At 54.2% G+C, this 12159-nt stretch carries 7 protein-coding genes; 2 read left to right on the top strand and 5 right to left on the bottom strand.

The window, feature by feature from the left end; translation table 11 throughout:
* Nucleotides 1-148: 148 nt before the first annotated feature.
* A complete protein-coding gene (locus tag KOR42_RS15165; RefSeq protein WP_146510690.1) occupies nt 149-1189 on the bottom strand; it encodes a tyrosine-type recombinase/integrase in 1041 nt (346 codons plus the stop codon).
* Nucleotides 1190-1859: 670 nt separating this feature from the next.
* Here KOR42_RS15165 and KOR42_RS15160 point away from each other — a divergent pair.
* On the top strand, nt 1860-4238 hold the full coding sequence (locus KOR42_RS15160; RefSeq protein WP_146510689.1) for an arylsulfatase: 2379 nt from the start codon (nt 1860-1862) through the stop codon (nt 4236-4238).
* A gap of 373 nt (nt 4239-4611) precedes the next feature.
* Here KOR42_RS15160 and KOR42_RS15155 read toward each other — a convergent pair whose 3' ends face one another.
* A complete protein-coding gene (locus KOR42_RS15155) occupies nt 4612-5688 on the bottom strand; it encodes an integrase core domain-containing protein (RefSeq protein ID WP_146510688.1) in 1077 nt (358 codons plus the stop codon).
* Between the two features lie 391 nt (nt 5689-6079).
* On the opposite strand from KOR42_RS15155, the gene KOR42_RS15150 reads away from it, so the two are divergent.
* On the top strand, nt 6080-6652 hold the full coding sequence (locus tag KOR42_RS15150; RefSeq protein WP_146510687.1) for a toprim domain-containing protein: 573 nt from the start codon (nt 6080-6082) through the stop codon (nt 6650-6652).
* Nucleotides 6653-7134: 482 nt separating this feature from the next.
* On the opposite strand, the gene KOR42_RS15140 is transcribed toward KOR42_RS15150, so the two are convergent.
* The 3 genes from KOR42_RS15140 to KOR42_RS15130 form a co-directional block, all read right to left on the bottom strand.
* The gene (locus tag KOR42_RS15140) at nt 7135-8586 is read right to left on the bottom strand and encodes a hypothetical protein (protein ID WP_146510685.1); all 1452 of its coding nucleotides are present in this window, start codon (nt 8584-8586) and stop codon (nt 7135-7137) included.
* Between the two features lie 48 nt (nt 8587-8634).
* Entirely contained in the window at nt 8635-9225 is a 591-nt protein-coding gene (locus KOR42_RS15135) for a hypothetical protein (protein ID WP_146510684.1), read from the bottom strand.
* A gap of 514 nt (nt 9226-9739) precedes the next feature.
* The gene (locus KOR42_RS15130) at nt 9740-11911 is read right to left on the bottom strand and encodes a hypothetical protein (protein WP_146510683.1); all 2172 of its coding nucleotides are present in this window, start codon (nt 11909-11911) and stop codon (nt 9740-9742) included.
* Between the last annotated feature and the right edge of the window lie 248 nt (nt 11912-12159).

Raw genomic sequence — 12159 nt, 5'->3', positions numbered from 1 at the left:
GACTTCACCAAACGCAATTTGTGTCAGAATCAAATTGCTGAGGCTGGACAAGTCTCAGCAAGTTGGCTTGCAGGCTTCAAGGCAGAGGTCGTCAGACAGAAACGGCACCTCCGCATGAAAACTGGCGGAGGAGCCGCTTTCGCTCATGTCATGCCTGAACGAATTTCCTCCGACAGCACGGGCATTCGCCGTCGAATCCATGTACGAGAGCTGTAAATGCGGACGGCTGAGGAAGTGACATGATTGCTTTGAAGGCAAGTGGATCGCGATGAGCATAGTGCCGATACGTCACGCCCCCGACGGAGTGTCCCAGGATCTCAATTGATGACTCTGGCATGTGTTCATCGTAGTAGGTTGCGCATGTTTTCCTCAGATCCTTGAGCACCCACGGCTTTTCTTCACCCGTTTCGACATCCTGCTTCGGTTTGACGTCTGCAAGCTCACAGAGTTTCTGAAACTGCTGATTCGGACGCGAACTCCCGGAATGAAAAATCGGCAGGTCCACCTCGATTTCATCTTGCCTAAGACTTTTCAGATGAGCCTGCACGACGCGATTCATGGGGCGATAGAACTGCTTCTTCGTCTTCACACGGCGATAGTAGAGCCAACCGTAGCGAGATTCTCGGCCTTGACCATTGGGTGGTTCAGGGCGCCAATAGATATGTCGCCAGAGAATCGGCTCGTGAAAAGCTGCCGACCTGAAAACGGTTCCGGTGTCAACTCCATAGTTGAAGAACACAACCAACGCTGCTCGCCAATAATGTCCGATCGTGAGTGGGTGATTCCATCCCCTCGGTCTCTCCAGCTGGAATGTCGCGAAATAGAGTGTATTCAGATCAGACTTGGTCAGATAGTGGCGTCCAGCGATATCACGTTGCGGCTTTGGCTTCGGAAATCGCGGCAGCTTCTCCAGAAAATCTTGCTCCCAAGCCCAAGAGAGTATTGCTCGCAGATTCTCCCGTGCCTTATTCGCCGTACGTCCCGCGTTGGAACCGCCATCATCGGATGCTTTCTGATAAACCCAGTCAACAAACTCCCTCAATTGAACTCTGCCGATTTGATCCACAGCAACTCCCTGACCCCAGGCAGTCCACTTTGTGATCGTCGACCGATATTCCTTCCGTGTTCCGCTGGAGAGTTTCCTGGCAGTCAAATACCGTTCCGCAACATTTTCGAGACTGATGGACATGACGATTGCTCCAAAGCCATCGACATCCGCTTTCCATGCTCGATTCCCTCAGCCGATAGTCTTTCAACTGGCCTCGTGCATCGCTTCCAGCCGCTTTGGTGAAGAAAAACACAGCCTCCGACAGACTGCACAGATGCATCCAGAATAACCGAAAAATGACGAAGTGTGCAGATTCGGTGCTGACTGAACTCGCGTAGACTGATGCAACCGAGGCGTCTTTGATTTGATTCAAAAGGACAGCGGTGTCTCCCACCGAATCGTTCAAGCACAATGCATCAGGCACGAGCAGCTGCAAGTTGTTCAGAAAGGCATTCTTGGATTTCCATAAGACCAGAACAACGTGCTGAGGCAGATCGCACGGCGAGCAAAACCTCAATTGGCTTGAAGATCCTGGTGGACAATTCGCCAGACTGGTGGACAATTCGCCAGAAGGGTATTGTGACATGATTCCGGTTCTCCACGCAAAGGCCACCAACAAGTTCGGTTCGTGATGTCAATTGCATTGCATAAGAGGAAGGCAAGTGGTTTGCACTAGATGTCCCCACCTATATGATAAACCCCGCAACTGTATGATAAACCCCGCAACTGCGACATTCGCGCCAGCTTGAGAGACGGGTCTCAGTACAAGACTGCGTCTCCAACGTCACATCCAATCTTTAGAGCTCTCAACATGACTAAATCACATTGGTGGCCATTCTTCGTATTCGCGATCCTTGGAGTCGGACTGATCTTCAATGCTCTCAACTTCGCGTCGGCAGAAGATGAGCTTGATCGAACGACTCTGCCAATCGAGCCACCCAAACGCAAGCCGATTACGGAGTTTGACGCCCGCAAAGCGACCAAGCCGGCTCCCTTCAATGTCGAGGCTCCGGAGGGAGCGCCCAATGTCGTGATCGTGCTGATCGATGATATCGGATTCGGAGCGACGACTCCATTCGGCGGAGCGATCGAAACCCCGACCTTCAGCAAATTGGCCGAGAACGGCGTGCGGTTCAATCGCTTCCACACGACGGCACTTTGCTCGCCGACTAGGGCCTCATTGCTGTCGGGACGCAACCACCACAATGTGAATGTTGGTTCCGTCATGGAGGTCGCAACCGGCTTTCCCGGTAATTTGGGGATGCGACCAAATGATGCCAAATACTTTGCGGAAACTCTTCGCCACAACGGATACAGCACCGCAGCCTTTGGGAAGTGGCATGAGACACCAACCTGGGAAGTCTCCGTTTCCGGCCCGTATTTCCGCTGGCCGACACACTCCGGTTTCGACAAGTTCTACGGATTCATTGGCGGGGAGACGAATCAGTGGGAGCCAGTGATTTTTGACGGTGTGACACGCGTTCCGAAGAAGGATCAAGAAGACTACCACTTCACAACTGATATGACGACAGAGGCCATCGAATGGGTCAAATTCCAACAGGCAATGACTCCGGCCAAACCGTTCTTCATCTACTACGCGACCGGCGCGACCCACGCTCCGCATCACGCGCCCAAAGAGTGGATCGAGAAGTACAAGGGCAAGTTCGACGACGGCTGGCTGGCCCTGCGCGAGGAAACGATCGCTCGCCAGAAGAAAATGGGGGTCATTCCCGAGGATGCGAAACTTGCGCCGATGCCGAAGGACATCAAGGAGTGGGAAACGCTCAGCGACGATGAGAAGCGACTGTTTGCGCTGCAGATGGAGACCTTCGCCGGTTTTGCCGAGCATACGGACGTCGAAGTGGGCCGACTCGTGGATGCCATCGACGAAATCGGCGTGTTGGACAACACTCTGTTCATCTACATCATGGGCGACAACGGCTCCAGCGCAGAAGGCGGACTTGAGGGCACCTTTAACGAACTGGTTCATTTGAACGGCATCTTTGATGCGGAAACGATCGAAAGCATGCTGGAACGGGCCGATGATTGGGGTGGCCCTGACTCGTTTCCACATATGAGCTGCGGCTGGGCCGTCGCGACAGATGCTCCGTTCAAATGGACCAAACAGATGGCCGCGGACTTCGGCGGGACACGCAATGGAATGGTCATGCACTGGCCCGCGGGCTTTGAGGCCAAGGGGGAGATCCGCAGCCAGTGGCATCATGTGAACGACGTCGCCGCCACTGTGTTGGAGGCAGCGAAGATTCCGCCCTCGAAATCCATTAACGGTGTGAAGCAGAAGCCACTGGACGGTGTGAGCATGCTGTATGCCGTTCAAGACAAGGACGCAGCAGAGCGACATACGACCCAGTATTTCGAGATGTTCGGCAATCGTGCGATCTATCACGAAGGCTGGCTGGCCCGCGTCGTTCACCAAGTTCCGTGGCATGGCAAACCGTTGTGCACGCTCCAAGAGGATGTCTGGGAGCTCTACAACATCGAGAAGGATTTCAGTTTGACACGCGATCTCGCGGAAGAACGTCCGGAGAAGCTTAAGGAGCTGCAAGCCGTTTTCAAGAAGGAGGCCATTGCGAACAGTGTCTTCCCGCTGGATGACCGCCTCTACGAGCGCTTCAATGCCGCGCTCGCAGGACGCCCGGATCTCATGGGAGACAGAAAATCTCTGACGCTGGCCCACGGCATGGAAGGCATCCTTGAGAACACCTTTCTGAACGTAAAGAACACTTCGAAAACGATCGAAGCCGACGTGACACTCAATGGGAAGGACCAGGGCATCATCCTCTGCCAGGGTGGAAAATTTGGTGGTTGGGCGCTCTACATGAACGACGGCAAACCCGGGTACACCTACAACTGGTTCGGTCTCGCACGCTATACCATCGAGTCGCCTGTCGCGATTGAGGGGGGCAAAGCGAAGATCAAGCTGACCTTCGATTACGACGGAGGCGGCATTGGCAAGGGAGGCACAGCCACATTATTCGTCGACGGCAAGAAGGTTGCGGAGGGCAGAGTGGAGCAGACGGAACCGGCCGTCTTTTCTGCCGACGAAACGGCCGATGTGGGAGTGGATGACGCGACGCAGGTCGTCGAAACACTCTTCGGCAATCGCCAGGAGTCCGAGTTCACCGGACACGTGAATTCGGTGCGGACCAGCATCGCAGGTAGTGAGTGATCGATCACTGTGGCGCGGAGTCGGTAAACGAACGAGAAGGCCAAGCTGAGCAATTTGAGCGCACACGCGAAGCAGCGGAGGTCCAGGTCTCCACTGCAGGCTTGGTGCGTAATCAAGTCATTGAAGTTGGACAAGCCGAGGCAGATCGCCGGGCCACGATTCTCGCGTCGGTGATTTCGACCTCAGCACGAAACAGCGAATTTCGAAACTGCGTCGGTCACATTGTTCGGTGCAGTTTGAGAAGCGGTTCAAAAAGGGATTGGCTTTCCTATTCCGAAGCCAACCATGACTGTCCAGACCGCCCAGTCTCTCTCCAGTCTCCATGTCTCTACAGAGAGCGAGAAGAGTGTTGACTTCACACCTGTGAGCGGGTTCACGCCGCCCGCCTCGAATACGAATTTAGCGTTCCACCGAGCCGCGTGTTGCAGACCACGTCGCCACGACGAATCGTGGTTCGCTTCTCCGGCTCTACTTCCATCGCTGGCGGCAGATGACGACAAGCCTCGTGTGGTCGCTCGGTATTGTACCACGCTTCAAACTGCCGGCAGACGTAGTTCAAATGCCGCTGAGCCACGATCACGAACTTGTTGAGGCACTCGACCTGTAGCGTCTGAATGAACCGTTCGACATGAGCCCGCAGGTTGGGAGACAGTGGGGTGTTGCGTTTGATGCGGGCGCCACTGCTCTCGAACACGGCATCAAATAGAGCGGTGAACTTCGTGTCGTTGTCCCGCATGACCATCTTCGGCGTGAGATCCATATCCTCGGCGTCCATTAGGAAGTTCTTCGCCTGCTGCGTGACCCACTGTGAGTTCGGGCTGGTCGTGCAGGGACTAATCCAGCACCGCCGCGTGCCGATGTGTAGAAACACCAGCATGTAGAGGTCGACGAGTCCCTTCGCCGTCCACATCGGTTTGGACACGAAATCGCATTGCCAGAGCGTATCAGCGTGTCGGGCAAGGAAGGCGTCCCACGAATCCTTGCTGTCGTTTGGAAGTGGCTCAAGTCCCGCTTCCTTGAGGATGTTCTTGACTGTTTGTCGCGAGAGTTTGATCCCGAGTTTGCGGAGTTCGCCCATCAGCTTCGTGTAGCCGAACCCGGTGTCCTTCCGCATCTGGATGATCAGATCGCGGACCTCTTCCGGTGTCCGTGGCCGTCCCGGTTTGCGATTGGATGTCGTCTTGGATTTGGTGTGGTTCTCTTCTGCTTCCCGAATCCAGCGCCGGAACGTCTGGTAGCTGACGAACGATATCAGCTCCTTCAACTGAACTCCGAGACGGCGGCCGGCGCGGAGCAGTCGTTTCTTCTCCTGCGGCGTAGCAACGATCCGTTGCGGCAACCGCGCCCGAAGAATGCGGTTCTCCTCTTTGAGGTAGGCCACCTGGCGGGCCAGTTCCTGGCGTGTGGCGGACGCCAGCAGGGCGAATAACGGATGAAAAATGCGTCCCATCGTGGTACGGTCGTGATCTTGCGGAATGCTGTAAAATCCGGGGAATCAGAGTTTTTTTACCCCGCTGGAAAGCCGGCCAGGATACCCCGCCGAGCGATTCCAGCCGACCGCCACAGGATGGCTGGTTGAGAGGTTCCGGAGGCCCGACGGAGCGTGGGCGCAGTGCTGTTACAGCTTCCCCGGTTTCATGCCGACTCTGGCGCGCTTGACAGGCTGTTAACTGCCTTGTCTGGAGTTCGATAAGGGTCCCGATCGTCGGTGATCGTCCGAAAGAGGTGCTGAAAACTCGAACATGCTTTGAGTTAAGGGTTTACGTCAATTCCTGCGTCCCAAAACCGGTGAGCATTGTTACGAAGAGGGTCCCTTACGGGGAGGAACGCTCCGTGGCCGCGTGATCTATGGCATCGATTCCGAAGCGGGCGACGTGCTGGCATGGGCTGGTCGCGATCCCGATTACGACGCTAAGCGTCAAAAATGGCTGAAAGCCAACAAATCGGGCACCGAGCCGATGAAGCATCGGTTCCCTACACAGAAGATGTTCCGCAAGGGGCTTGAACTGTACGGTCAGCAGGCGAAGCGACTCGACGAAGCGGAGTATCGCGACCGCATTGCCGAAATTGGCATTTTGGTTGTTGAAGGGATGAACGATGTCATCCGACTCGACGCCTTGAAACAGCCAGCCGTCGGTGTGATGTCCAACCGCATGACCGATGCCCAAGTCGAGAAAGTTGTCCACTGGGCGAGGCGTCTGGCCGGTGGGAAGATCGCGTTGATGTTCGACAATGACGAACAGGGCATTGATGGAGCGAAGGAAACGCTTTGGAAACTGCACCAACAGGACGGCATTCAGCCGCGACTGGTCTGGTCGCGAGAAATGTTCGGCGGAGTCTTCGACGGGCGTCAGCCCGAGTCAGTAACGGAGCCGGAATGGCAAACCATCGGCGACCGCCTGCGTCAAGGTTGATCGCGTGGCTGCTCCTCTTTTTGAGAGGTCAGAAGATGACGACGCATTCTGCGGCGTTTTAAGAGGCGTTTCAATCATGACTCGTGGTGGAGACGCCTCAGCGCATTCGCGCCTTATTGAGACGCCTTGGATGAGCCGAGAGGGGTAGTGGAGAAATGATGGACGACCAGTCGGTCGTCAAAGGTGACGCCTCCGGCGTGAGAGTGGAGTGTGGCACCGACGTCGCGAGCCGAAGCATGAGGCCGAGACCGCAGGGGTGTAGCAGCGAGATCGGTGAGGTACGAGTCCGGCCGCGTCGTCGAAAGCCCTGCGGTCGCGGGCGATAGCTCGTGACGTGGTGCCCTCATCGAGGCGACACTTTCTTGGCTCTGCCAAGCGTAGAACCGAGTCAGTTCCACTGCTCGGCTGCCTGATCGCAAAGGGTGACGTCTCAATCATCAGCCTTCTGTACGTGATTGAGTCCCCTTTTCCTTGTGGCGAATTCAGGCGACTTTGTAGCCAATCGAACTGCGTGGACTGTCACTTGCAACACTGATTGGCGGCAGCTTCCGTGCTGCCGCAATGGCATCGAGCACATGGCAATGCGGCGACTCTGCTTTCGTCCCCTGTCGTCGGATGATGTCGGCGATGACACAGCTTGATTCCGCTTTCACGGCAGTCTGAATCCATGCCTTGCGTTGTTCGGATGTCGCCGTGTCCCATTCAGACAAAAGCCGCTCTCGACGTTTGGCGCGAGCCGCCTTTTCTCGTGCGACTCGTTTCGATTCCTGTGATTGTTTGGCCGCTTCGATTTGTTCCCGCTCGCGTATTGATTTTTGACGATTCTTCACGGCAATGGATGGTGGTGGCGACCAGTCTTCTGTGATGGATTTACAAAGTAGACCGATACGATTTTCGCGGGGGGTGCGAGCGTCAAGCCACTGCAACTGTCGCTGCACTCGCTCCGGCCCGCTCTTTTCGACAAGTCGAAAGGCTATTGCTCGATCAACACCAGCCTCAAGCAATAATTGAATCGCAGCTTCTGTTTCCTGACTGGCAACATGCTGTTGTTTGTGGATGTCTTTGGAATCTGTCTTTGAAGTGGTTCGTTTTTTGAACCGATCCACTGGTCTGGATTTTGAACCGTTACTGGTTCGTTTATTGAACCGATCCTCTGGTTCGTTTTTTGAACTGATTGGAACAACCTGATTGGCCGCAAACCATCGAACAGAGTAACACGCAGCCGATTGTTGGGACCGATCCGCATCGAATTGTCCGGCTTGCGTGCAGGTGATATAGCCACGTTCTTGAGCAACAGCGATGGCTTCACTGACACCCGATCGACTGTTGAGTCCCGCGTATCGCTGCACGTAGTTGTAAGAAAGTGGAGCTGACTTGCGTCGTCCTCCGAATTGGTTTTGATAACCGATCGTATGTCGGAGAACCGTCCCGACGACTTTGACGACGGCGCGCGTTTCGGTTGGGATGATCTCATCAAAGAAGGAATTCGGAATCGGTGTACGATGCCCCTCACCAACAAAGAAACCGTCGAATTCGTCGACCGACTTTGTAAACGTTGAACTGGCACTCCATCGGAGAGCGTACTTTGCTGACTGCCCTGATCGACCAGTCGCTTTCGATTGCCCCGTAGAACAAACTCGAATGAATCTGCTTTGGACCAATTTCTGAATTGCCGGTCCAATCGATCCCCTGCTGACGCCCGCTTTTTCAATCAAGTCGCGGTAACTCACCTGCACTTCTTCGTTGATCGGTTGACCGTTTTCGTCGAGCCAGCCGAGAGTCTGGCGAATCAGATACGCGACAATGCGAACTTCCCCACGGGAACAGTTCGGCACGCAGATGTCGAGAAACTGATTCGGGCAGTAGATGTAGTTTGCTGTCAGCGGCTCAAATCCGCGAAAGTGCCGTTGTGGTTGGGATGGTGCGTCAGTCACTGGAAAGGTTTTCTGAATTGGCAGCGTGGTCAACGGACAATGAGTCCCCTACTTCTTCGATCGGAACCAACCGGCTATCGTCGGTAAGTGTTTTTCCATTGTGGAGGATTGCTTTTCTGAAGTGTTGGACGGGGAATTCGTTGCAGGTTCTGCATCGATCGGAATTGACGGTTCAGCAGGAGCAGTCGGTGCTGCAATCGCTAACTTCTGTTGCAGTTCTTTCATCAGAATGTTGGTTTCACGCATACGCTCATTAAGGTTGTCGATCTGACCGTCTTTTCGATCAAGCTGAGTCTTGAAGGTTTGGATCTGGTCGTCTTGGGACAAGAGTCGCTCGCGCAGGGAATCAACAAGTTGATTCTCTGAAGCCGTCGCCGCGTCGGTCTCGTCAGTGCGATCACTCCCCTCTTCGGCCTGCGGTTCCTGAGGGTAACGTTTGAGTAACAGCATCCGGTCGATCTTCCAGACATACGGCTCTCCCGCGTCGCGAAGTCGTTCCAGTTCGTCATGTGCTGGATGGATCGAATTGCGGTCTTCATGCGCGACATCTGCTGTGATGACGTGGATGAGTCGCTTGATGGTTGACTCGGACTTGCCGGTAAGTTTGGTTGCTTCCTTGACGGTGAGATGTTGGTCCATGGCGGGGGGAGAATCAGAACGAAGCCAGCCTAACGCAGGTGCGGCTGGCATCCAAGGCAATATGACACCCCAGTGACCCCCACTGTTGAATCCCCTCGTTCGTGAACCGTCCGTTGCACCGTGCATGACGCGGGCCATGCACGGTGCAAGTCGCGTTCAACCAAGGTCCAAAGCGAGTTCAAGGGGAGTCGCGTGGCCGTCACCTGAACCGACCATGACCGGGCACAGCGTCGAGGATTCCCGCTTGCAACATTGCCTTACCGATGGAGTGAATACCATTCATGAACGGTGTCAGGTCACCGACTTGATCGAACCCGTTCAACAAGTGTCGAACACAAATTGTGTTCATGCCCGCATACATCTTTTGAACAAGGGATGAAGCTAACTTGGAGCTGTCTGAGAGTAGGGGAGTCAAGACCGGTCATTTGCTCCCCGCCGACTTCTTTTGAACGGTGCATGACCGAGTAAACGAACCATCGTGAACTGGCTCACGCACGTAGCAAACCGTTGAGGTTCAATCCGTTGAGTCTACTTCGGTCTCTTCTGGTTTCGCATGTAATTTCTTTAGTGCATCTTTGGCGTCCAGTTGTTCATCCACCACTGCCTGGCCGAGAATGAGGTAATGTTTAAGCTCTCGTGGCATCATTGGTCCATCATCTGTCACGCCGTGTTTTCCTGGTTTCACGTACCAATGCAGTTGTGAATCATTGGCAGAAATCTCGATCCGCACGGGATAGTCTTGTTCATTCCAACCCCAGAGTGATGGATACGCATTGGAATCGACTTTGAAGATATCATCCACCTCCTTGTGTCCACGAAGGTTTTGAATCGCCGACAGCAGGGCTTCACGCTGTCTGCCCGAGACAAGGCGGGATATCTCGTAGCGAAACTGCGACTCCAACAATCTGCGCTGTTCACCGTAGTCACGAATTTCGGCAATCAGTTGTCCGCGGTGACCACGAGAATACGTCGTGTGTTCAAGTTCCGCTGTCACGAACTGCTTCCAAAGCTTATCCAGCAGTTCATCGATAGCTTTCAGTTTTTCGTCATCCAGTTGCAGATTGCGAGCCAGACGCCTGCTAAGGCAAACCGTTACATTCCCATGCTTGTTCGCTCCCCACTGAATTGGTGTCCTGGAAAGTTTGCACACATCATGCCCATTTCTGACAGCAAACGAGCGTGGGAGGCCTGAACCAGCGCCTTCAACCGTGCTGAGAACAAATTGATCTCCCTGCTGCCTGATAATGCCCTTGAGAGTCCCCGGCGAGGCCTCTTGAAGTAAATCCTCGATCATACTTTTTACCGATGGTGGCGGATCTGAGTCAGCCTGCCAGAATTCATCTTGCATTTTTACCAATTGAGTTTCCGTCCAAACCGGGGTCAATTCAACGGTCCAATATGGCTTCGTTTCCTTTAGTGTGATAGCGAAAGTGACGATGTCGTCATCGCCCTGTAAATGGTCACCTGTGATTGTGATAACGTCTACGTTTCCACTGGACATGGATTGTATATCCCACGTGCCCTGCAGGGCCTTCATCATTATTTTTACGGCTTCAGACGGTTCTTCAGCTGTGTTCTGTGATCGGGAGGCAGAGGGGATGATCGCTTTCGCCGGGATGTCAGAGTTGACTTGAATTGGCTTGCCTTCGTCCCCGTCGCGCTTGGGAAACCCTGCAGGCCAATTATGGAGACGCGATTGTATACCGACTTCGCCACCGCTCCATATGTTGGTCACGAGCCACGCTTTCTGGTCCTGGGGGCTTTCGGTAACGCTCTTGAAATGACGACTGCCAGGATACACCGGAATTCCTACCGGCCTGCTTGACGCTGGAATAACTGCACCTACCTGTTCGAGCAGGTAGGCGCTGCTTCCGTCTTCGCTCATTGCAGTCGCCTTGCCATTGACGGGCTGAAAGACGCGGTAGTTGTGCTGCGGCAGCACTTCACCACTGCTCTCCTCTTCCCACTGCCAAATCTTAGCCAGAAGTCGTCGCGGTGCCTGAACATGTCGGGGAATCCAGTCAGCATAATCCACTCTGTTTTGCTCAGGGTCGAGAAGCTGTGGCAAGTAGCCTTCCAGGACGAGTCTGTCATCATCAGATACTGCGATGTCTTTATCATGAGACCGAACGATCCCTGCCAATCGTTTTTGGCGTTCCGTCCACTTACCGGGCATGCCAAACAGTTCCACGCGAACTCTGTCCAAAGCATCGCCCAGCATTAGCCGAATCAAGTGATCATTAAAAATTGCGGTCAACGCAGAATGATCGTGGGCTCGCGTGGACCGTATTAGGTGCTGAATGAGCGTCTCAGACGTTGGAAATACGAAAGACTGCTGTTCGGCAGACGCATTGTTGGCGTTAAAGGGAGGCGTTCCAGCCTGGTCCGGTTTGTGTGGCCGGAACTGCATGGAAATGACGGCTTGACCAAAGCGATTCGCTTCATCAAGGGCATCAAGTTCTGGATCGATGCGAGTGGAGACGAGTGTTTCCAACGAGTTTGTTTCACCGTCTGGCAGGTAGATGACTTTGGTGATCTCATTGCCTGAAACGACAGTACCAAAATCATCCAGCGTGACATGGATATTCACCTTATGCCCCATGACTCGCTCCCAGAATTCGTCGGGGGCGTCGGCGCACTCCATCCGAATGGTCGCCTTGATTACATGATCATCCTTGTCCGTCAACAGAACAACACCTGTTGCTTCAGAGTTGGTGACGCTAAATCGAGTCGGAAGTGATGTATGAGTTTCCTGGCAGTCAATCCCCGGACTTCCACTCAGAGGCTATCCGGAAACTGAGGTTTTGTGAAAGTCTGGTTTTGTTCACACTTTGCGGTTCATCAACGCAAAGGAGTGCACGGTGTCCGAGGCGATTCGAAAAGCGTACCCAAGTGACCTGACTGACCTTCAGTGGGAGATGATCGAAATGATTC

The organism is Thalassoglobus neptunius (assembly GCF_007859735.1).
Lineage (GTDB): Bacteria > Planctomycetota > Planctomycetia > Planctomycetales > Planctomycetaceae > Thalassoglobus > Thalassoglobus neptunius.
The sequence above is the reverse complement of the archived record's forward strand: the minus strand, read 5'-3'. Positions and strand labels throughout refer to the sequence as shown.

Bases quoted from the DNA above. Each gene is read 5' to 3' on its own strand.
- KOR42_RS15160 (WP_146510689.1), top strand. From the start codon at position 1,860: ATGACTAAATCACATTGGTGGCCATTCTTCGTATTCGCGATCCTTGGA.
- KOR42_RS15155 (WP_146510688.1), bottom strand. From the start codon at position 5,688: ATGGGACGCATTTTTCATCCGTTATTCGCCCTGCTGGCGTCCGCCACA.
- KOR42_RS15165 (WP_146510690.1), bottom strand. From the start codon at position 1,189: ATGTCCATCAGTCTCGAAAATGTTGCGGAACGGTATTTGACTGCCAGG.
- KOR42_RS15135 (WP_146510684.1), bottom strand. From the start codon at position 9,225: ATGGACCAACATCTCACCGTCAAGGAAGCAACCAAACTTACCGGCAAG.